At 38.3% G+C, this 21,911-nt stretch carries 17 protein-coding genes; 11 read left to right on the top strand and 6 right to left on the bottom strand.

Annotated features, from left to right (window positions below):
• The first annotated feature begins 25 nt into the window (after window positions 1–25).
• Window positions 26–6,334 carry a M4 family metallopeptidase gene (locus tag CWC11_RS23525; RefSeq protein ID WP_138683034.1) on the top strand — a complete coding sequence of 2,103 codons (6,309 nt, stop codon included), beginning with the start codon at window positions 26–28 and terminating at the stop codon, window positions 6,332–6,334.
• Between the two features lie 146 nt (window positions 6,335–6,480).
• On the top strand, window positions 6,481–6,948 hold the full coding sequence (locus tag CWC11_RS13075; RefSeq protein ID WP_249330740.1) for a hypothetical protein: 468 nt from the start codon (window positions 6,481–6,483) through the stop codon (window positions 6,946–6,948).
• Between the two features lie 34 nt (window positions 6,949–6,982).
• Here CWC11_RS13075 and CWC11_RS13070 read toward each other — a convergent pair whose 3' ends face one another.
• From CWC11_RS13070 to CWC11_RS13060, 3 genes are all read right to left on the bottom strand, one after another.
• Complete coding sequence (locus CWC11_RS13070; protein WP_138683033.1) at window positions 6,983–8,245, bottom strand: Y-family DNA polymerase; 1,263 nt, start codon at window positions 8,243–8,245, stop codon at window positions 6,983–6,985.
• A complete protein-coding gene (locus tag CWC11_RS13065) occupies window positions 8,233–8,646 on the bottom strand; it encodes a S24 family peptidase (RefSeq protein ID WP_138683032.1) in 414 nt (137 codons plus the stop codon). Before CWC11_RS13065 ends, CWC11_RS13070 begins: the two co-directional genes overlap by 13 nt.
• A gap of 80 nt (window positions 8,647–8,726) precedes the next feature.
• A complete protein-coding gene (locus tag CWC11_RS13060; protein ID WP_138683031.1) occupies window positions 8,727–9,146 on the bottom strand; it encodes a MarR family winged helix-turn-helix transcriptional regulator in 420 nt (139 codons plus the stop codon).
• Between the two features lie 124 nt (window positions 9,147–9,270).
• On the opposite strand from CWC11_RS13060, the gene CWC11_RS13055 reads away from it, so the two are divergent.
• The 3 genes from CWC11_RS13055 (at window position 9,271) to CWC11_RS13045 (ending at window position 12,435) form a co-directional block, all read left to right on the top strand.
• The gene (locus tag CWC11_RS13055) at window positions 9,271–10,014 is read left to right on the top strand and encodes a siderophore-interacting protein (protein WP_138683030.1); all 744 of its coding nucleotides are present in this window, start codon (window positions 9,271–9,273) and stop codon (window positions 10,012–10,014) included.
• Window positions 10,015–10,154: 140 nt separating this feature from the next.
• Window positions 10,155–11,144: an LLM class flavin-dependent oxidoreductase gene (locus CWC11_RS13050; protein ID WP_138683029.1), complete on the top strand. Its 990-nt coding sequence runs from the start codon at window positions 10,155–10,157 to the stop codon at window positions 11,142–11,144.
• A gap of 295 nt (window positions 11,145–11,439) precedes the next feature.
• A complete protein-coding gene (locus CWC11_RS13045) occupies window positions 11,440–12,435 on the top strand; it encodes a patatin-like phospholipase family protein (protein WP_089349802.1) in 996 nt (331 codons plus the stop codon).
• 45 nt (window positions 12,436–12,480) lie between these two features.
• Here the strand turns inward: CWC11_RS13045 and CWC11_RS13040 are convergent, their stop codons facing one another.
• Window positions 12,481–12,912: an Lrp/AsnC family transcriptional regulator gene (locus tag CWC11_RS13040; RefSeq protein ID WP_089349805.1), complete on the bottom strand. Its 432-nt coding sequence runs from the start codon at window positions 12,910–12,912 to the stop codon at window positions 12,481–12,483.
• A gap of 167 nt (window positions 12,913–13,079) precedes the next feature.
• Here CWC11_RS13040 and ocd point away from each other — a divergent pair, with 167 nt between their 5' ends.
• The 4 genes from ocd to CWC11_RS13020 all read left to right on the top strand — a co-directional run bounded on the left by ocd (window position 13,080) and on the right by CWC11_RS13020 (window position 17,765).
• Window positions 13,080–14,162: an ornithine cyclodeaminase gene (ocd, locus tag CWC11_RS13035; RefSeq protein WP_138683028.1), complete on the top strand. Its 1,083-nt coding sequence runs from the start codon at window positions 13,080–13,082 to the stop codon at window positions 14,160–14,162.
• Window positions 14,159–15,070, top strand: a complete 912-nt coding sequence (gene ctlX, locus CWC11_RS13030) for a citrulline utilization hydrolase CtlX (RefSeq protein ID WP_138683027.1) — start codon at window positions 14,159–14,161, stop codon at window positions 15,068–15,070. Before ocd ends, ctlX begins: the two co-directional genes overlap by 4 nt.
• A 126-nt stretch (window positions 15,071–15,196) precedes the next feature.
• Window positions 15,197–16,603: an alanine/glycine:cation symporter family protein gene (locus CWC11_RS13025; RefSeq protein ID WP_138683026.1), complete on the top strand. Its 1,407-nt coding sequence runs from the start codon at window positions 15,197–15,199 to the stop codon at window positions 16,601–16,603.
• Between the two features lie 139 nt (window positions 16,604–16,742).
• Window positions 16,743–17,765 (top strand): patatin-like phospholipase family protein, encoded by a 1,023-nt coding sequence (locus tag CWC11_RS13020; protein ID WP_138683025.1) that lies wholly within the window; start codon window positions 16,743–16,745, stop codon window positions 17,763–17,765.
• Between the two features lie 336 nt (window positions 17,766–18,101).
• Here the strand turns inward: CWC11_RS13020 and CWC11_RS13015 are convergent, their stop codons facing one another.
• Window positions 18,102–18,500, bottom strand: coding sequence for a hypothetical protein (locus tag CWC11_RS13015; RefSeq protein ID WP_138683024.1), 399 nt, complete (start codon window positions 18,498–18,500; stop codon window positions 18,102–18,104).
• A gap of 166 nt (window positions 18,501–18,666) precedes the next feature.
• Window positions 18,667–19,230: a lipid-binding SYLF domain-containing protein gene (locus CWC11_RS13010; RefSeq protein WP_058550353.1), complete on the bottom strand. Its 564-nt coding sequence runs from the start codon at window positions 19,228–19,230 to the stop codon at window positions 18,667–18,669.
• Window positions 19,231–19,371: 141 nt separating this feature from the next.
• Between CWC11_RS13010 and CWC11_RS13005 the strand changes: the two genes are divergently transcribed.
• Together CWC11_RS13005 and CWC11_RS13000 are read left to right on the top strand one after the other, a co-directional pair.
• The gene (locus tag CWC11_RS13005; RefSeq protein WP_104644155.1) at window positions 19,372–20,583 is read left to right on the top strand and encodes a tyrosine-type recombinase/integrase; all 1,212 of its coding nucleotides are present in this window, start codon (window positions 19,372–19,374) and stop codon (window positions 20,581–20,583) included.
• Window positions 20,583–21,782, top strand: a complete 1,200-nt coding sequence (locus CWC11_RS13000) for a cation:proton antiporter (protein ID WP_138683023.1) — start codon at window positions 20,583–20,585, stop codon at window positions 21,780–21,782. The genes CWC11_RS13005 and CWC11_RS13000 overlap by 1 nt, the downstream gene beginning before the upstream one ends.
• Window positions 21,783–21,911: the final 129 nt, after the last annotated feature.

Here is a 21,911-nt window from a genome sequence, read left to right as displayed (position 1 = left end):
CAACAATATACGACATAGGAATGTTATGTATAAAACACTCTCATCAGGATTGATCGCGTTTTGCTTTATAAACTCGCTCAGTTCACATGCGGCGGTTTCGCAGCGTGTTAATAAATCATCCGCATCAGAAATTAACTCGCTTTTAAATCATAATGTAGCATTAGCCAGCAAAGCATCTGCAGGTTCTTACTTTATAGAAGTAGAACCTTCTGGGTCTGTTTCTGCTAAGCAAACTAGTTTATCAAAAAAAATGCAGCAGCATTTTGCAGGTGTGCCTATTTGGGGTCAGCAAATTACAGTCCAGTCTAGCAATCAACATATAAGCGGCTTTTTTGCTAAAAATATTAGCCTCAAATCTTTAAATAACACAGCTAATAGCCAGTTTGATGAATACTCTGCTGTTAATGCATTTTTAATTAAAGCTAAGCTTGTTGATTCAACCTCTTTCAAAGTAATCAATAACCACCGTTATATTTATATTGATAACGGAGCAGCACATTTTGTTCGCTTAATTGAGTTAGATGTCACTGAAAATGGCGTTGAAAAAAAACCAATAGGCTTGGTAAGCGAATCTGATTACCGTGTATTTAAGCTGTGGGATAATATTCAAAGTGCTCATGGCACGGGCCCTGGTGGTAATACAAAAACAGGCCAGTACGAATACGGTACTGACGCCGAAACGCTGGATATAACGCAGCGTGATGGGATGTGTTTTTTAGAAAACGATAAAGTTAAAACTGTTACGATGGAGTCTGGCTTTGAGCCAAGTGAAGCGTACTCTTTTGCCTGTGACCGTAATACACATAAAGAGGTAAATGGGGCATTTTCTCCTTTAAATGATGCGCATGCATTTGGTACGGCTGTGTTTGATATGTATCAACAGTGGTACAACACGGCGCCACTTACTTTTCAATTATTAATGCGCGTCCACAGCGGTAACAATTGGGAAAATGCCACCTGGAATGGTCAGGCAATGACTTTTGGTGATGGTGCCGATAAATTTTATCCATTGGTATCCCTTGATATTGTTTCTCATGAAGTCAGCCATGGTTTTACCAGTCAAAATTCTAATTTAATATATTCAGATCAATCGGGTGGTATTAACGAGTCTTTCTCTGATATGGCTGGTGAAACAGCTGAATATTTTTTACGTGGAGAGACTGATTGGTTATCTGGTGCTGATATTTCTAAAATAGACCCTGCACTTCGTTACTTTGAAACGCCGTCACTAGATGGACTTTCAATTGACAGAGCGAGCGATTATTACTCAGGCATGGATGTTCATTTTAGTAGCGGTGTTTTTAATCGCGCTTTCTTTTTACTTTCGAATACCACTGGATGGGATCCTAAAAAAGCGTTTGAAATAATGCTTTTTGCTAATCAAAATTATTGGGTTAACTCTAGTGACTTTATTAATGGTGCATGTGGCGCTATAAACTCGGCTATTGACCTAAGATACAGTGCAAACGATGTAATCTCAGCATTTAATGAAGTAGGTGTTACCTGCGATAACATTCAGTTTATCGATGCTGATACTGATTTAATGGATGATAACTGGGAACTCCTTTACGGATTAGACCCAAACGATGCCGCTGATGCTGGACTTGATTTAGACCAAGATGGTTTAACTAACCTTGAGGAGTACACAGCTAATACTCTACCAAATTCAGCAGATACCGACTCAGATGATTTATCAGACTATGATGAAATAAATGTATATCTTACTGAGCCTAATAATGCAGACTCTGACTCTGATCGCATGCCTGATGGTTGGGAAGTCTTATTTTCATTAAACCCATTAAATGCCGATGATGCTCAACTTGATTTAGACTCAGACACCTGGAGTAATGTAATCGAGTTCTTTGGTAATAGTGACCCTTCAGACGCAAGCTCTGAGCCGGTCGTTTTTCCTGAAACAACCTTTGACTTCGATGATGCAGCTGTTCCAGATTTGCTTATTTCGTCAAATTTACAAACGCCTTGGGTAACAACTCAAATTAATGAAGATTCTGGCTTTGTGTTGACTAATAACGACATTACAGACAACCAATCAACCAGTGTTGAGTTTAGCTTTTTAAATAGCGAGCAAGGCTATGTAAACTTTAACTACGCATTAGACACAGAAGTTGGTTATGACTATTTTACTGTTTATATTAATGGTTCAATTGTTTTAGATGAGTCAGGAATAAGCGAGTGGAAGGACGCGTCTTTCCAAGTTCTTGCTGGACTAAATACTGTTAAGTTTACTTATTCTAAAGATTTGTCCGTTTCTACTCCTGCAGATGCTGTATATATAGATAATTTATATATAGGGCCTAATTTTCCTGATGCTGATAATGACGGTATGTCTGATTCTTGGGAATTACAGCATGGTCTTGATATAAATAATAGTGAAGATGCATCACTTGATGCTGACGCGGATGGCTTATCTAACCTTTTAGAGTTTTTAAACGCGGGTTTACCAAATAACCCTGATACAGATGGCGATACTATCCCTGATGGCTGGGAGTACAATAATAGTTTAGATTTAACCAGCTCTTCAGATGCATTGGATGATGCGGACAGTGATGGCTTTTCAAACTTAACAGAGTACTTGGCAAACACTGATCCGCAGTCAGATACTTCTTTCCCTGTTGCTTTAAACCTCACTACCTCCTTTGAAGGCTCTGCACTACCTAGTTGGATGGTTGAAGCCGAAGGTTCTAGTGCTCCTTGGTTTATTACGAATGATTTTGCGACCGACGGTATACAAAGTATTCGCTCAGGCGTTATTAGTCACTCACAGTTTAGTAGCTTCACTGTAACAGGTTTATTTGAAGAGAGTGTATTAGCATTCGATTATAAAATTGAATCAGAGTCTTGCTGCGATTTTTTAAGTATTACTATTGATGGACAACCCGTTTTTGAGCGTAATGACCGAGGTAATTCAAATACCACAGAAGCAACGTCTATTGTGCTTAACCTAAGCGAAGGGCTTCATAATATTGAATTTAAATATTATAAAGACGGTTTTGTCTCATTCGGTGCCGATACTGTATGGCTTGATAACTTTGCTTTATTTTCTCCAACTGATTTAACAGATACTGATAATGATCAACTGCCAGATTACTGGGAATTAGTTAATGGATTAAATCGCCTTGATGCAAGTGATGCTGCATCTGATGCTGATACTGACGGTCTTTCAGCCCTAGAAGAATTTAACCTAGGAACTAATCCAACCTCAGCAGATACAGATGGTGATGAACTAAGTGATGGCTATGAGGTAAGTAATGATCTTTTACCTTTAGATGCTGCAGATGCTAATTTAGATTACGATGAAGATGGTTATACAAATATTCAGGAGTTTTACTCTCAGAGTCTAGCTAACGATGCTTCATCATTAGTGCAATCTTTTACGCAATTAAATGAAAGCTTTGAAGATGGCCTTCTTCCGACTAAGTTTACCGAACTTGCCGTTAACTCTTGGGGTTGGCAAGCTAATACAAGTTGGTCAACTTTGGGCGATGCAAGCCTTAGCTTAGCATTAACGCCTACTAGCAAGGTTGGGGGGTTTGCCATTGCGGGGTTATTTGAAGCCGGTTTTATTAATTTAGACTATTTGGTTTATGACTCTCCAGCGCTGCAAATAAGCTTAAATGGTAGCCCTATAGATGTAAATCGTGGTAGCCAGTCTCGTTTATTGTTACCGGTAGATGATGGTTTTAACATTATTAAAGTTAAATATGAGGACTTATACCTTCAGCAGCAACCGTTATCAGTTGATAACATTACCTGGTCTGCAGATATAGACCTCACCAGCGACTATGATTCGGACGGTATTCCTGATTTTTGGGAAGTTGAATATAGGCTAAATGCTTTAGAACCCTACGACGCTAATTATGACGCCGACTATGATGGTTTGACTAATTTACAAGAGTATCAACTTTCGGGTAATCCGCTTAGCTCAGATTCAGATGGTGATGGTGTTCAAGACAGTGAAGATAGCCACCCAGATGATGCAAGCCGCGGTGAAAATAGTCCGCCTGAGTTTATATCAAGTCTTGAGCCAATTACGCTTGAGGCGACCTCACAAAATACTAATATTACCCGTCTATATACTCCCCAGGCGACTGATAACGGTCATTTAGAGCCTCAAGTATACACAAGCTCAGGGTCTTACTTGCCCCTTGGCGAGCACCAGATTACATGGATTGCACGAGATAATGTTGGTAACGAAACATCGGCTATACAAACAGTCACACTTGTTGATACGACTGCCCCGATTATCCAACCGTATACTTTTAGTGTTTATGGCAGCACTATCACGGCTATAAAAAATGCACTTTTAGATAATCGTGTTATTTACGATAGTGTTTCAGCTATAACGCTTCTGGAAATTGATGATAGCTTTGTATTTAGAACGGGGGATGTATCTATTCCTGTATCTGCTGTTGATGAAGCTGGAAATCATGTGTCAGGCGACGTAAGGGCTATGATTTTCCCTGAAATTAGTATTCAGCCTACTACGTATGTGTATCAAAATGGTAATGTGCTTGTAGATGTTTTTATTAGCGGCGCTAATCCATATGGTTACTCTAGCTTTCATTTGCAAGCTAATAATAGTACCCAGTATTTTACTACTAATCAGTATGGACCTATTAAGCTTGAGTTAGAGCGAGAATTTATAGGCAGCGCAGCAAGTATTAGTGTTCTATCTAATGGTAATGCGTTTATAGACAAAAATGATAACAGCCAGCTAGTGTACTTAAGTGAAGCGGCACAGACGCAGTTTATTACTGATTTTTATCAAAATGGTAAAGCAGTTAATAAAACTATTCAGCGTTCTTTACCTGACTTTAATGCCACCATTAAGTTAGTAAATTTACCTAGTACAGGTAGTGATGTATCACTTGAGCTTATTGGCCCCGCAGGTGTTGATTTTTACATATATAAAACAGCTGATTCACAGTGGGATGTTTCATTTAGTGCAAATCTTTCTGAGCAAACCAATAATATAGATTTAACTTTACGTGTAAAACAAGGTGATGAACTACTAGCAACTAAGCAAACTAGTTTACGTATTGTTGATAGCGTTATATTTGATGACCCTGAGCTAGATACTGATGGCGACGGTATACCTGATATTGAGGAAGGGGTAGGTGATAATGATAAAGATGGTATTGCTGATTACCTAGATAGCTCATCGGTCACTAATACAGCTATCTTAGCTTCAGGTGATAGTGCTCACAGCATTGATGAATTTAATCACTTAGCTGTAGGTAGCATCAAAGAAGCACTAGCAGCGGGTTATATTGCTGATATGTCTATTTCTGAACAGGCACTTAGCACTTATTTCCCAGATTTAGATATTGTAGAGCCTCACTTTCAAGCTAAAAGTGATGTAATTAACCTTCGTGTTACGTTATCTAATTCATCAAACACCGCAGAAATTGCACTGCCTGAACACGTGAATTCTATTTTAAGCTCTGACATGCAAGTGAGATTACTAACCGCTGCTGGTTGGCAGTCGGCCACTGTATTATCAGGTAATGTATATGAGCAAGTGTGCTCACGCTGCTTTAGCTTTGCAATTACCGACGGTAGCTCATTTGACCTTGATGGAGAGGTTAACGGGGTTATTGAAATAGTTGCAAAACTGGCGCAAGAGAGCCTAAATCAGGCGCCTGTATTAAATGTGGATATGCCAGCAACGATAGAAGAGCTTGCTACTATTGAGCTTGATGCGTCTGCTTCTACTGACCCAGATGGAGATACGTTATCTTACGAGTGGCGTGTTGAACATCCTCAGTTATCTATTGCAGCTGAAGATACACAAGGTAAAGCCGTGCTTAGCGTTGGTGAGTTTGAACAAACTGTTGATGCAAATGTTACTTTGGTAATATCTGATGGGTATGAGCAGTTTACTGAAGTATTTACAGTTACTTTTTTACATGTAAATCAATTGCCGAGTGTAGAACTAAGTACATCTTCTGTTTCGGTTGAAGAAGCTAAGCAAGTTACTGTTACGGCCTCTGCAAGTGATAAAGAGTCATCTGAGCTTACGTTTAAGTGGGTTCAAACAATGGGAATTGAAGTTGCTATTGATGATGTTGACTCTAACACCCTTAAGTTTACAGCGCCGAATGTTTCTCAAACTACAGAGTTAGGCTTTAAGCTTGTTGTATCAGATGGTGAAGGTGAGACTGAGCAAAGTTTAACTGTTACCGTTACTAATGTAGCAAGTACAGCTTCTTCAAGTAGTGAAGATAGTAGTGGCGGTGGTGGCTCATTAGCTTTCATGTTATTACTTTTAACATGTGCTGTAGTTTACAGACGAGCACTTATTTTTAAGTAGCGCTAACGATTAAATATATTTTTAGATAATCAAAAGCCTCTTGATTTGATCAAGGGGCTTTTTTGTTTTATGAACTAAATGTATTTTAAGTGAGTATAGGTAGGAGTGTGTTATGCTATTTTTACTAGTAATGAGTTGGAATTTTAATGAGTTATCGTAAAGTTTTATTATGTTTGAGCTGTTTATTTCTAAGCAATGTACTTTTTGCTAACACTGCTACGCCAAGTAATAAGAGCCGCTTTATTCCTTTATTAAAAACAAAGCTAGGCAATTATAAGGTGGTTTCAGCAAGCTCTTCGCTTTGTGTTGATAGTCAATTGAGTTTAATAAACCCAGTGTATCCCGATGCCGGTTTTAAATTAGGTTCGCAAATTGTATTTGAAAGCCTGCATAACGGCACACGTACAACTAAAAAACCTGACTTTTGCTTTGTAACCAGCTCGTTTAAGTACAAAAGTGATGGTGTAGATAACAGCCTAAGAATGAGTCGCTGTGTTGATCCCGTTAACGAAAAAACCATTAGGCAAAGTATAGAATTTGCAAGCCCTACCACCGTTAAATACACCCTTAACGATCCTCAAGTACACTGCACCTTTGAAAAACAAGCCGATTAAATACAGCGTTTAATTTACAAAGGCAATAGCGCGCTTATTCATAACAGTAAATTTTAGGAATATCGTGCCAGCGAGTCGTGTACTGGGGCGATAAATAATCACGGTTCATGTGCCAGCGGTTGTTTAATTTACTGCTAGCAAGGCTTAGAATGCCTTTTCCGTACCGGTTATTTATTGTATCTAGGCACTGCATTAATTTTGGGTTATCGGCACTTTGGTTAAATAAATCGCTTTGCTGATACTGCACCGAGGTAAGCTCTAAAGCGCCTACGCCACACTTATAAAACCGAACACCTGGCTGATAAATATTATTAAACACCTCAGAGACTGCATTTGCCATTACGCAGGTATCGTTAGTGGGGGTTGCAAACTTATACATAAACGACTTTTTACAATAGCGGTCTTCGTGTTTACCGCTTGCGGCAAATATATAAAGTTGTTTTGTTAGTGAGCGCTGCGCCCGTAATTTACTGGCAACCGTAGTAACATGGTTCATAAGGGCGGTTTTTAATGCGCTAGGCTCGTATATTCGCTCGCCAAAACTACGGGTAGAATAAATTTCTCGTTTATCTTGGCGTACATCGTCCCAGGTTAAACACGCTACACCGTTAAGCTCGCTTACTGTACGCTCTACAACCACACTAAACGCACGGCGCATTGTTTTAGGACTTTGCTGTGCAAGTTCCCATGCTGTGTTTATGTTCATTATTTTAAGCTTTTTAGCTAGACGCTTGCCTATACCCCATACATCTTCGCAGCTCATTCTTTGTAAAATGGCTTGGCGACTTTGATCGTTATCTATAACGGCTACACCATCAAACCCGCTTAGCTTTTTAGCGGCATGGTTAGCCGCTTTGGCAAGGGTAGGCGTCGGCCCAAACCCTACGCCTACGGGCAGTTTTGCCTCTCGCCATACGGTACGCCTTATTACATGGCCGTATTCGTGCCAGTTTTTAATCAGTGGCGTGTAGCCATTAAAGTGTAAAAACGACTCATCAATACTGTATATGTATTGTGTGTCGCAAAAGCGGCCAATTATGTTCATCATTTTGGCGCTTAAATCGGCATACAGCTCGTAATTGCTTGAGCGTACAACTACATTGTTTTGCTCAAGCAAATGCTTAACTTTAAAATAAGGGCCAAATTTAGGAATGTTTAACTGCCTAGCAATAGGGCACACAGCACATACGCAGCCGTCGTTATTAGTAAGTACAACAACAGGTTTGGATCGAATAGAAGGGTCGAATACTTTTTCGGCACTTGCATAAAATGAAACAGCATCAACTAAGGCGTACATTTTAAAAGCTCTGGAGTGTGCCTGTGCATGCGTACAGAAAGCGTTACTACGCCCTCTAATTGAAACTCATCTGCTGGGGTGAGTTGTACAGGCTTATGTAAGGGCGATGCCGACAGCAGCCTTGCATTGGTTTTATCAAGTAACTTACAAACAAACAAGCCATTTAAATTGGCAACAATAACATCGCCATTATCGGCTTGCTCTGCACGGTCTACTACAAGTAGGTCGCCTTCAAAAATACCTACCTCTTGCATAGAGTTACCCGATGCAATGCCAATAAATGTGGCATCTGGGTGCTTTATTAATAGCTCATCAAGAGAAACACCTAGCTCGGTATATTGCGCCGCGGGCGATTCAAACCCACACACACCGGCTTCTATATAAACGGGAATAACAAACATAACACAACCTAAAACGCATATACTGTATAAGTGTACAGTATATGCGTTTTGTATGAGTTATGCCAAGAAGTGAAAGACGATCAATCCATGTTTTTGATCATTTGTTGTGCTGTAGTTAAAAAGTCTTTGATTTGTTGAGGGTTTAAATTTTTGCACATTTGATCATTTATTTGCTGCTCAGACGCTAATAATTTATCAAACAATGTATTGCCTTGCTCAGTGAGCGACAAAATAAAACAGCGTTTGTCGTGCTCACTTGCTTGCTTATTAATAAGGTTTAACGCAATAAGATCTTTAACTAACCGTGCTATTTGTGCTTTATCGCGCTGTGTTTTAGTAACTATATCGTTAGCTGTGCAGTTACTTGTACCGGCAATTATATGTATACAGCGTACATGCATAGCGTTAATACCCAGCTCTTTGGCATTAATGGCCTCGCGGATTGTTACACGATAATTTTGCATGAGTTCAAACAAGGTATTTGATAAAGGCGTGTTCATAGGGCTCTCAATATGGTTGACAATGTCAATTAATTTGCTATAGTTGATTTTATCAACCAATGGGGCGTTGTGCAATGCTTGCTGTAAAAAGCAGTTAACTATTTTGTAAACGAGGTGATTTTAAATGGGTAAACAAGTTCGCAAAGCTAAAGTATTAAGCACTGAGCAAATTACACCGCACTTACAGCGTATTGTTGTAGGCTCAGACGATTTTGCAGATATAACCTGTGCGCACATTGGTAATTATGTAAAAGTGCTTATTCCACAAAATGGCGTTGCCGATTTAAATTTAAAAACGGCATGCATGCGCTCATACACAATACAGCATGTAAATGAGCAAAGCGGCGCACTAACACTCGATTTTGTAATTAATATGCACCAAGGCCCAGCAACTCATTGGGCTAAAATTGCACAAGTAGGGGATGAGCTAGGTATAGCAGGCCCAGGCCCTAAAAAGCTCGATAATTACAAGCATTCACATTATGTATTACTTGGCGATTTAACATCGGTAAATGCTATTAAAGGCTATGTACAAACGCTGCCTTTATTTTCAAAAATTGATGCATTTATACATGCCCCAACAGAGCAAGACATTATTGATTTAGACACCACACGCAACATTAATTGGATAATTACCAATAACGCAGATGAAGCAATGCTCAATGCAATTAAAACTATTGAGCTAACAGAGCAGCCACCTATTGTGTTTATGGCGCTAGAGGCCGGTTTAGTTCGTAAAGCTAAAGCCGTGTTTAGTGAGCACTTTAACATACCGCGCTGTAATATAGTGTCATCAGGTTATTGGAAAAAAGGCGTTGATTCTGAAGGTTATAAAAAGCAGCGCCAACAAAATGCTGAGCTTGCTTGAATACCTTAGAGCAAAATAACATATACCTATTTTGCTTTTATGCTTACCCTTAACTTGAATTGATTTAATAGCAGTCCCACTTAAGTGTTTTATGCTGATAATACACCCATTATTAGTATGCATTTTTAGGAGCTGCTATTTTGTTATCTTCCATTCCTTTTTCGTTATTAGAGCTTGCCCCCATGATCAAAGGGGAAAGCGTTTCTCACACGCTCAATAAAACCACCAAATACGCCCAGCGCGCCGACCAATTAGGCTTTAACCGCTTTTGGCTGGCCGAGCACCACAATATGCCGGGTATAATTTGTGCTGCTACTTCAATATTAGTGGGGCACATTGCAGGTAAAACTCAGCGTATACGTGTTGGCTCTGGCGGAATAATGCTACCAAACCATTCACCATTAGTTGTGGCTGAGCAATTTGGTACGCTTGAAAGTTTATACCCCGGGCGAATAGATTTAGGCCTTGGCCGTGCACCCGGTAGTGACCCTGTTACCAGCCGAGCACTTAATAACGATATGAGCCGAGCTGAAAACTTCCCAGGTGAAGTAACAGAGCTACAAACATTATTAGGCCCATACAATGGTACTCACTCAATACGTGCTATTCCGGGGGAGGATACAAACGTACCACTTTGGTTATTAGGCTCAAGTTTATTTAGCGCTCAGTTGGCCGCGCAAAAAGGATTACCTTATGTATTTGCAGGGCACTTTGCGCCGCGTTTTGTACATGATGCAATAGCACTGTATAAACGTGAATTTAAAGCCTCAAACGTACTCGATAAACCCTATGTAATGCTTGCTTTACCGCTGGTGGCAGCAGAAACTGACGAAGAAGCGCAATACCTATCTACCACCTCAAAGCAACGGGTACTTGAACTAATACGTGGTAAAGAGCTGTGGTTAAAGCCACCGGTAGATACCATGGAAGGTTTATGGAGCGAACAAGAGCGCGCTCATGTAGAAAACTTTTTAAGCTTAAGCGTGGTAGGCGGGCACGTAAGTATAAAACACAAGCTAGAGATGATAGCCAAAGAGCTTGAGGTGGATGAGTTTATATTTACAAACGACGTATACGATAGTGAAAAACGCCACCGTGCACTAGAAATTTTAATGGAAATAAAACATTAATTGGTTATTTAGTTAAGCAAGCGTACACCCAAGGCTTGTTAGTATACAGACATCATCAAAAGTTAGTTGTTTTATACCTATTTATTAACTTTTAGTGGTGTCTGTATTAAGTTGTTTTCGGTATTTAAATAGTTAGTGCAAAGTGTTATGCCAATATTTAGCGGCAAATTTTGCATTTAATACCGTTCTGTTTTTTCAATTAAACTGATTTAAACAATCAATTTTAAGATATCACTTTAATTTTTTATAATGACCGTATAAACAAAAACATTATTAAATTAAAGGCAGGTACACCGTGAATTCTCTAAACACCCCATCAGCTAATTCAGTTACTAAACCAGCGCAGCCAAAAGTTGCTCTGATTGCTGAAGGTGGCGGACAACGAGGGATATTCACAGCCGGTGTACTTGATGCGTGGTTAGAACAAAACTACGACCCTTTTGACTTATTTATTGGCACCTCTGCTGGTTCGCAAAATTTAACTAGCTACTTAGCTCGCCAAAAAGGTTACGCTAAGCGCTTAATTAGAGGGCTTTCGCGCAATAAACGTTTTTTTCAACTAGGTCGCGGCTTGATGGGTAAGCACATAGTAGATTTAGACTGGTACTTTGATAAAACCACTGAGGTAAACAGAGTACTCGACTTTAAAACAGCTAAAACTAGTTTAGGCGATCGTGAGCTTTTAATAACCGCTACTAACGCACGCGACAGAAAAGCCTATTACTTATCACCTACCGGTGAAGGCAAGCAATGGCGCGATCTGTTAAAAGCATCAAGCGCATTACCGTTTTTATATAAACAAGGCGTTAAACTAACACCTTGGTTAGATACAAAAGCGGCAAACGAAGCACACTTAGCGGCAGAGCAAAGCGAAGAAGACTTTTACCTCGATGGCGGTTTAGCTGCACCATTACCTGTACGCGAAGCATATAACCGTGGTGCACGTAAAATTGTCGTTATAAGAACCGTAGACGCACACTTTCAGGCGCAATCTGCGTGGGTGCAAAAATTAAGAACATTTGCATGTGCATCAGGCTACTGCCCAAAAACACTCGACTACTTAATTCAGCATGAGCAAGCGTATTTAGATGAGCTTAACTTTATTGCAAACCCGCCAAGTGATGTAGAGATTATACAAATTTTTGCAGACGAAAAGCTGCATAGTAAATTATTAGGCAGCTCAAACAACGATTTACGGTTTGATCATAAGCTAGGTGTAAAAGCGGGCAGAGAGTATTTAAAAAGCCAAAACGCACGTATCGTAGATTACGCACACAGCTACGCAATGTAGCTGTGTTTTAACGCTTAAGTGTAAAAGGACGTTATTAAACCTAACCTAAGTAGATGACAATAATATACTGGTTTCGCTATTTAAAATGCCATCTATTTCGCGTACTTGCCTGAGTACACCATCAAAGTCACTTAAGTTTCCGGCTTGTATTTCTGCTACTAAATCCCAAGCGCCGTTGGTGGTATGTAACTTAGTAAGCTCGGGTATGCCGCGCATAGTTTTTATAACTTGCGAGGTAGATTTACCTACTACTTCTACCATCATAATAGCTCTTACGGCTTCGGTTTCTATGTGTTCGTGCACCCGTACAGTAAAACCTAATATAGCACCCGATGAAACTAATCGGTCTAAACGGTTTTGTACTGTACCGCGCGATACATTTAATACATCTGCCAATGCTGAAATAGAAGCACGGCCGTCTTTTCTTAATTCGGCTATTAACGCGTTATCTAATGAGTCGTAAATATAAGGGGTCATAAAACGCCTTGGGTTATATGTTTATTACAAATTACTAAATTTGTACTTTATTGCATAGCAAATTGATAAAAAATACTATTATTTGTATAAAGAATTGGCATTTTAACTGGCATCTGTAGTCGATAAACTTATTTCAATCAGTTCATATTGTTATTACAGAGGTAGTCATGAGTCACTTTATAGCACAGCCAAAACAAGGCGTTCCATTCGTAAGCGTACAAACAATGGCCAAGCTTATAAATAAAGTAGGAATAGAAAACGTTTTACTTAAACTTACGCAAAGGTTAAAACACGACTTTGCTCGCTGGCACGAGTTTGATAAATCACCGCGCTATGCAGCGCATTCTCCTGATGGCGTAATAGAGCTTATGCCCGTAAGCGATGGCAAAATGTTTAGCTGTAAATACGTAAACGGCCATCCAAAAAATACCTTCAAAGAGCTTCAAACGGTAGCGGCTTTTGGTATTTTGTCTGATGTTGATAGCGGCTATCCGGTGATGATCAGCGAAATGTGCCTATTAACAGCATTACGCACAGCAGCAACATCGGCACTGGTTGCACAATATTTAGCACCAGAAAACTCAACAACACTAACATTAATTGGCAATGGTGCTCAGTCTGAGTTTCAAGCGTTAGCTTTTAAAGCGGTATTAGGCATTACTCATATTCGTTTATACGATATTGACAAAAACGCGTCGCAAAAAGCGTTTAACAATTTAAGTAACTGTGGCCTAAACGTGACTATTTGTAATAGCGCAAAAGAGGCCGTACAAGGCGCGCACATTATTACCACCTGCACAGCCGATAAAAAAAATGCCACTATTTTAACCAGCGATATGATCCCCCAGGGTGTGCATTTAAATGCAATAGGTGGCGATTGCCCAGGAAAAACAGAGCTTGATTCAACATTATTAGAGCGCGCAAATGTGTTTGTAGAGTACGAGCCGCAAACCAGAGTAGAGGGCGAAATACAACAAATGAGCGAAAGCTTTGCGGTTACAGAGTTTCATAAAGTAATTAATAAACAATCGCTTGGGCGTACAAGCCAAGATGAGCTAACCATATTTGATGGCGTAGGCTTTGCAAGCGAAGACTTTAGTGCCCTTGTATTTATAAAAGACGAGTTAGTTGCCTCAGGGGAATTTGAATTACTCGATTTAATTACACAACAAGCCGACCCACGTAACTTGTTTTCGGTGCTTAATACAGAGCAAAGCAATAAATCAGTAAGCCAAGAGCAAGTAGCATGAGCATAATAAATCAAGCTCCTACAGCTGTGGTTATGGTGCGTCCGCATCATTTTACGTCTAACCCGCAAACCATGTTAGACAACACATTTCAAAGTACCTGTCATTCACAAAATCAAAGCCAGCTTGCCTTTGACGAAGTAACCAATGCAGTTAAATTGCTACAAAACGAAGGCGTAACAGTTCACCTTTTTGAAGACGAACACACACATACGCCCGACTCAGTGTTTCCTAATAACTGGTTTTCTACTCACAACAGTGGCGAACTAGTTATGTACCCAATGTATGCAGAAAACAGAAGATTAGAATATCGTAAAGATATTATTGATTTTTTGACTAATCACTATAAAGTGTTGTCTGTGACTGATTATTCATTTTTAGCGAAAGAAAATGCATTTTTAGAAGGCACCGGATCGCTTGTAATTGACCACCAACACAAGCTTGCTTATGCAGTAGAGTCTAAGCGCACTACTAAAACAGTGGTTAATACCGTGTGTGAGCAACTTAAGTTAAAGCCTGTTGTTTTTAACGCGTACGACACACAAGGTACTGCTGTTTATCATACTAATGTATTAATGTGTGTAGCTACAGAGTTTGCCATGATCAGCCTAGATATGGTGCCAAATAGTCAGCACAAACAATTAACTAGCCACTTTTTACAAAGCCATTTAGAAGTTATTAACTTATCAAATGAGCAAATAGCTCACTTTTGCGGTAACGCAATAGAGCTACAAGGTGAAAATGGCCGAATTTTAGCACTCTCACAAACGGCGTTTAATGCACTTACAACCGAGCAAAAAGCAGTAATACAAAAAACAGCTAAACTTGTTCCGTTACCTGTACCAACCATAGAGTCGGCGGGTGGTTCGGTTAGATGCATGATTGCAGGTATTCACTTGCAACGTAAATAACCTACCACTAAGAGCACATTATAAGGCAGCAAAGCTGCCTTAATCTATGGCTAATACGCATAATTAAATGTCGCTTACTCAACTAACCATTGAGTAAAAATATAATAAATACAAAAGGATTAGCCCATGTTCGATACCGTAGTTAAAAGTGTAAATGGCCTTTTATGGGGAGAAGGGCAAGTACTCATTTACATACTACTGTTTGCTGGTATTTGGTTTTCGGTACGTTTAAAAGCAATACAAATACTTAAATTTAAACATATGTTTAGCCTGTTAAAAGGCAGCAGTAAGTGTAAAAAAGACGACATATCATCGTTTCAAGCACTATGTACTGGGCTATGTGCTCGTGTAGGTACAGGTAACTTAGCGGGTGTAGCCGTTGCGATATCGCTTGGTGGTAGTGGTGCCATTTTTTGGATGTGGGTTATTGCCATACTCGGCATGGCCACAGGTTTTGCCGAAAGCGTACTAGGCCAAGTATATAAAGTACGCGACAGTAGTGGCGAATTTAGAGGTGGCCCCGCTTATTATATTCAACAAGGTTTAGGCAGCCGTGCCTTTGCTATTGTGTTTGCCGCATGTTTATTTTTAGGTTACGGCTTTACCTTTAGTGCAATGCAAACCAATACCATAACCGATGCACTAAACTATGCATTTGAAGTACCCACCTTTTATTCAGGCTTAGTAATTACGGTATTAGCAGGCTCAATTATACTTGGCGGCTTTAAAGCCATTGCCCGCTTTGCTGAACGTGTAGTGCCATTTATGGGCATATTATTTGTAGCAGCTGCCGTTATTATTACAATTATGAACTTACCGCAAGTACCGGCCATGCTTAAAGATGTATTTTTATCGGCCTTTGGTCTACAAGAAGCAGGCGCAGGTGCAATGGGTGCAGCCATTAAAAATGGTATTCAACGCGGTTTATATTCTAACGAAGCCGGTGCGGGTAGTGTGCCGCATGCTGCAGCAAGCGCAAGCCCTATTCCTAACCATCCAGTAACACAAGGCTACATACAAATGCTTGGCGTGTTTTTCGACACCATTGTACTTTGTAGTTGTACCGCCGTAGTTATTTTATTAGCCGATGTAGATATAAGCGGCGAAATGGAAGGTATACGTTTAACGCAAAGCGCCATGACTGCACATTTAGCACAAGGCGGCGTGTACTTTGTTGCAGCTGCAATTACCTTATTTGCATTTACCTCGGTAGTAGCAAATTATGCCTACGCAGAAAGTAACCTTCATTTATTCAAGCTCGATAACAAAGTAGGGCGCACAATTTATACATTACTTTATTTATCAATGATGCTTTGGGGCGCATCTGCGTCATTAAAAGAAGTATGGGACTTAGCCGATATAGCATTAGGGTTAATGACAGTGGTTAACGTAATCGCTATTATATTGCTTACACCAACTATTTTGTCTGTTAATCGAGACTACAACACACAAAGAGAAAAAGGCATAGAGCCCGAATTTAAAGTAAAAGATGTAAAAGTACAGGGGAAATGCGAAAGCGGCATTTGGGACTAGTTCTCGTATTTAAAAACAACTTTAACTATAAAAAGCGGTTTTATGGCAACATAAAACCGTTCTTTTATTTTGCATAATTATTCATTTTTAGGTTTTGTAAACAGCGCTAAAATATAAAATAATAAGGTAAACCGATTAGATGATCGACATTTACGCAGGTAAAACAGCAGCCAAAATTATTAACGAGCAGGGCTTTAAACCCGAATTATTTACCTCTTTTTTAGGGGCAAGTGGCGGGCCTAAATGGTTTACTTTATTCGGCTTAGACAAATATATTTTTGGTGAGTTTTTTAAAAACCGTACCCAACCACTTAATTTAATCGGATCATCTGCTGGCGCATTTCGATCTGCGTGTTTTGCTCAAAACGATCCGGTTGCTGCCATTGAGCGTTTAGCAAAATCGTATTCGCAAACTCGTTATTCTAGTAATAAACCAACACCAAATGAAATAACAATAAAAGCGCGCGCATTACTTGAAGATGTTTTTGGCGATAACGGCGTAACCGAAATAATAAATAACCCTGTGTTTAAAGCGCATTTTATAGTGGCTAAATCGAATGGTTTTATTGCCAGCGAAAATAAATTAATACAGCTAATGGGTTTATCAAAAAGTTATATGCTCAACCGTGTTAACCGAAAATTATTAGGTTTGCAGTACGAGCGATTTGTTTTTGGCGCGCCAAACAGTAACTTATCAATAACCGATAGCTATAATTTTAAAACCCAAACCATAACACTTAGCCAAACTAATTTAAAAGATGCCTTACTTGCATCGGGTTCAATACCACTGGTTATGCAAGGAATAAAAAATATTGCCGGTTCGCCACAAGGTATGTATCGCGATGGCGGAATAATTGACTACCACTTTGATTTAAAAATTAATAACCCAGGCTTAATTTTATATCCGCATTTTAATAGTGAGCCAAAAGCAGGGTGGTTCGATAAAAATTTAAAACGTAAAGTAGCACCACAAAATTACGATAATGTTGTGATGATCTCACCATCAAAAGAATTTATAGCCGGTTTACCTTACGGAAAAATTCCAGATAGAAACGACTTTACTGATCTCGATGCAGACACACGTATTCAATATTGGAATACCGTTTTTAGTGAAACTGAAAAGTTGGCTGAAGCGTTTGATAAGAAATTGATGGCTAGATAAAATCTATGGGTGTTAAATGACAATAAGTTAAGGGCTGCGTAAAGATAAAGGTAGATTCGAAAGAAAAATTAAAGCTAATCTCATAAATAGAATTTGTAGAAAAGAATGATATTCGAAAAGTAATTTCAGCTTAATTACATTGTTGATGTGTTTTCCCAACTAATTTAGGGTAATCATCACAAGATCTTGTGTGATTTTTAATTTAAAAAGCTAATTATTAATACCTCAATAACTAGCTTTATTATTTATATAATGACTTTGTGAAATAAAGTGTCACGATTTCTTTTATATAAGATAAATTTTTAACTATCGACTAATCATTATTTATAAAATGTTTCATTCACTAAAATTGTGATCAAGTTTATTGGCTAATGAGCGAAAGTCATTAGTTAAAATTCCCTCTGAATTTGGAGCTAGCTCTATTGCTTGTGAAAAATATTTATCTTTAAGTAGTTCATCACCATTTTTTTCATGTAATAGACCAATTCTAAAATAAGTTAATGCTAGGTTTAATTTAGTTCCTTCAATTGATAGCTCATCTGGCCCTATAAACTTTAACAAACGAGCTAGTGCGTTTAATGCATACAAACCGGTGGCTGTATCTTTAAACAAATAAGCTTTATGGGCTTCATTGATTTCATTTTGTAAATATGAAGGTGTTGAACTATTTGCAAACGCATTACTATTGGAAAAGCAGAGAAGTATGAATAACATCAGTATTTTGAAAGCAGTCATTTTTATTCCTTTAAATATTTAATAGTATTAAAAATATACAAGGTAGTATGTGATTTTACAACTTTTAAATAACAACCCATAAATTACGTTATGTTAAATTGTGTCGTTTATAATAAAGCGAGCGTGATTATACAAACCAGCCCGCTTTTAGGAGAGTTATGAGGGGTTAATTTAGCTCAGAATCTACCCAAAATTTAGTGCCTTTTAATACAGCTTGTAGTGCAAGGCCATTTTCGGTTAAAGAATATACGGTTACTTGATCTGCAATAGCTTCGGCAACCAATGCACCGCCTTTATCTTCGTATTTTGCAGCTGCATCTGCATTTCCGCCAAATGCCCAACCGTGTTCAATAAATCTATTTACTGCTGCTTGGTTATGAAAAACCATAACAACATTAAAGTCTTTAACACCTAAACCTAGGCCTAAACCGGCTTCGCCCATATTCATGTAAGTTGATTTACCGGTTAGGTTATTTTTTACAACACCATAACCACCACCAAAACTGGCTAAAACAACATTGACGTTTGCGTTATCAAATACAGCGTAACCAGCCGAGTTGGCAATTTGTTTTTTAACATCGGGTTTTTGTGCATATAATTTGTCTAGTGTATTTGATTTCATGCTTTGCACTAAAGAGCGCTTTTCGCCTGGTGAAGCACTGCCCGTTGTAGCACAACCTGTAAGTAAAACACTTAATGTAATTACACTTAAAATAATAAACTTTTTCATAAACTTTCCTTAAAAAGACCTAGCAAAACTAAATCAGTAAAAATGTGTAAATAATTAAACTTTCACTATGTCCAATACTAGACAGTATCGGACTTTAACGTTAAGCTGTAAGTCTATTATTTTATTGAATATTTACACATTATGCTTGTTGCTTTAGTTGATACGTTAAAACAATTAAGATACCAAATTGCTCATCTTGATGACGATACTCTTAAATCAGAATACCCAGAACTTGCATCCTTTATACAGCAAGTTGGCTTGACTGTAACTGAATCAAAGGCTGATCTTAAATTTTTATACCAGTTTTTATATGTTTACGGACGAAAATCAGAAGCAACATATAGTCGTTTTCGAAATGAGCTAGAACGCTTTTATTTATGGTCTTGGTTAATTGCCGAAAAATCAGTGTTCGATTTAAAGCGTGAAGACATTGAAGCCTATGTCGATTTTATGGTTGAGCCAGATAAAAAATGGGCATCAACTTCTGTGCAATGGCGCTATAAAGATGAGCAAGGTATTCGCCGATTAAACCAAAATTGGCGCCCTTTCATGCAAAAAGAATCTATAGCAAGCCAGCAAACTTTATCGGCTATGTTTACTGCATTAAACGTGTTTTTTAAATTTGCGATATTAGAAGAACGCACATTCGCGAACTTTGTCCCTGTGGTTAAAAAAAATAGCCCCTATTTAGTGGTTCAGTCTCAAATACAAATTCCTGATACATTAAGTGATATTCAGTGGGAATATGTATTTGGTGTAACACGTGATTTATGCGAACAAAAACCAGATCTTGAGCGTAATTTATTTACCTTAGCGTGTTTAAAAGGGTTATATTTACGGATTTCTGAATTGTCAGAGCGTCCGCAGTGGTCGCCTGTTATGTCTCATTTTTGGCAAGATAATGACGGATTTTGGTTTTTACGTATTATGGGTAAAGGCAATAAACTTCGTGATGTTACGTTAAGTGATGATTTTGTTGAATATTTAAAACGCTACCGATTATACAGAGGGTTACCCGCCCTACCTCGCGTTGACGAATCAGAACCATTAGTTCATAAAATTCGTGGCCAAGGTGGAATGACCGTTAGGCAAATTAGGCGTTTAGTGCAACAAAGTTTTGATTTAGCCCAACAATCTTTACTTGATGATGGTTTTAAAGATGATGCAGAACAACTTGAAGCAGCAACTGCACATTGGCTACGCCATACCGGTGCAACACACGATGCACAAACACGGCCTTTAAAACATTTATCGGAAGATTTAGGTCACTCTAAAATTGCGACAACCGATCAAATTTATATTCAAACAAATATTAAAGAGCGAGCAAAATCTGGCGTTAAAAGGAAAATTTAATGGAATACTTAGTAATAGCATTTATAGGTTTTTTATTTTTAGTTTACTCAATTTCTATTAGGCAATTAGAGCGGACAGAAATTACAGGACCCATGTTTTTTGTTTTAGGCGGAATGGGCTTAGCGTGGTTACTACCCAATGAAGGCGAAGAATTAAAAACGGGTATAGATTTTTTATTACCGTTAATAGAACTGACTTTAAGTATATTTTTATTTTCGGATGCGGCTAAATCTAAATTAAGTGTTTTAAAACATAGTTTTCAGTATCCTAGTTTATTACTGTTTGTTGCCCTACCCCTTACTTTACTTTTTGGCATTGGCGCTGGACTATTTTTATTTACAGAGTTATCACTTATTCAAACTGCACTGCTTGCAATAATTTTAACGCCGACCGATGCAGCGTTAAGTAAAGGTTTATTAGCAAGTACAAATGTACCTGAAAAAATTCGAGAAGGTATAAATACTGAAAGCGGATTAAACGATGGTTTATGTGTACCTGTATTTTTAATATTTATTTTACTTGCTAAAAATCCTGATTCAGCAATAACAGCATCGCAAACATTAGGTGTATTTTCGCGAGAATTAGGTTTAGCTGTCTTGATAGCTGTTACTTCAATTGCTTTATTTATTCCGGTATTAAATTTTGCAATGAAACGTCATTACTTTGCACAAAACACTAGCCCATTTTTGCTATTAGGTTTTGCCATGGCTATTTTTTCAATAACGCAGTATTTTCATGGCAGTGGTTTTATTGCTGTATTTATTGCGGGTTTGTTATTTGATAAGTTTTCAGACACAAGTGTGCGAGCAGAACTGATTGAAGATTCGGAGCATATTGCTGATTTTACATCGTTAATGATTTGGTGCCTGTTTGGTTTTGTTTGTGCATATTTAGTTTTACCAAATTTGAATAAAGAAATAATTATTTATGCGTTACTTAGTACTACGTTAATTAGAATAATTCCGGTTATGTTGTCGCTTCAATTTACAGCGCTCAATATTAAGGAACGTTTTACATTTGCTTGGTTTGGACCGCGAGGTTTAGCATCGATTGTTTTTACTTTAATGGTTATAGATACACAAATAGAAAATAAATACGACATTGCAACTATCGCCATGACAACTATTTTATTTAGTGTGTTTATTCACGGTATAAGTACAAAGCCAATTGCAGATAGTTTTGCTAAACAATCTAAATAACTTTTATAAAAATTAGCAAAATTTTTGCCGAAGTTTAAAGGCTTTTTTCCAGCCTCAAAATTGGTCATTTAATAAAGCGAATGGGTATTAATAAAAAAGGCGTAACTTATTTTTAAGTTACGCCTTTTT

Source organism: Pseudoalteromonas sp. S3178, assembly GCF_005886985.1.
GTDB lineage: Bacteria > Pseudomonadota > Gammaproteobacteria > Enterobacterales > Alteromonadaceae > Pseudoalteromonas > Pseudoalteromonas carrageenovora.
The sequence above is the reverse complement of the archived record's forward strand: the minus strand, read 5'-3'. Positions and strand labels throughout refer to the sequence as shown.

Coding starts and splice junctions, on each gene's coding strand:
- CWC11_RS23525 (WP_138683034.1), top strand. CDS start 26: ATGTATAAAACACTCTCATCAGGATTGATCGCGTTTTGCTTTATAAAC.
- ocd (WP_138683028.1), top strand. CDS start 13,080: ATGAGTCACTTTATAGCACAGCCAAAACAAGGCGTTCCATTCGTAAGC.
- CWC11_RS13010 (WP_058550353.1), bottom strand. CDS start 19,230: ATGAAAAAGTTTATTATTTTAAGTGTAATTACATTAAGTGTTTTACTT.
- ctlX (WP_138683027.1), top strand. CDS start 14,159: ATGAGCATAATAAATCAAGCTCCTACAGCTGTGGTTATGGTGCGTCCG.
- CWC11_RS13065 (WP_138683032.1), bottom strand. CDS start 8,646: ATGTTTGTTATTCCCGTTTATATAGAAGCCGGTGTGTGTGGGTTTGAA.
- CWC11_RS13055 (WP_138683030.1), top strand. CDS start 9,271: ATGGGTAAACAAGTTCGCAAAGCTAAAGTATTAAGCACTGAGCAAATT.
- CWC11_RS13070 (WP_138683033.1), bottom strand. CDS start 8,245: ATGTACGCCTTAGTTGATGCTGTTTCATTTTATGCAAGTGCCGAAAAA.
- CWC11_RS13020 (WP_138683025.1), top strand. CDS start 16,743: ATGATCGACATTTACGCAGGTAAAACAGCAGCCAAAATTATTAACGAG.
- CWC11_RS13005 (WP_104644155.1), top strand. CDS start 19,372: ATGCTTGTTGCTTTAGTTGATACGTTAAAACAATTAAGATACCAAATT.
- CWC11_RS13040 (WP_089349805.1), bottom strand. CDS start 12,912: ATGACCCCTTATATTTACGACTCATTAGATAACGCGTTAATAGCCGAA.
- CWC11_RS13060 (WP_138683031.1), bottom strand. CDS start 9,146: ATGAACACGCCTTTATCAAATACCTTGTTTGAACTCATGCAAAATTAT.
- CWC11_RS13075 (WP_249330740.1), top strand. CDS start 6,481: ATGAGTTATCGTAAAGTTTTATTATGTTTGAGCTGTTTATTTCTAAGC.
- CWC11_RS13000 (WP_138683023.1), top strand. CDS start 20,583: ATGGAATACTTAGTAATAGCATTTATAGGTTTTTTATTTTTAGTTTAC.
- CWC11_RS13025 (WP_138683026.1), top strand. CDS start 15,197: ATGTTCGATACCGTAGTTAAAAGTGTAAATGGCCTTTTATGGGGAGAA.
- CWC11_RS13015 (WP_138683024.1), bottom strand. CDS start 18,500: ATGACTGCTTTCAAAATACTGATGTTATTCATACTTCTCTGCTTTTCC.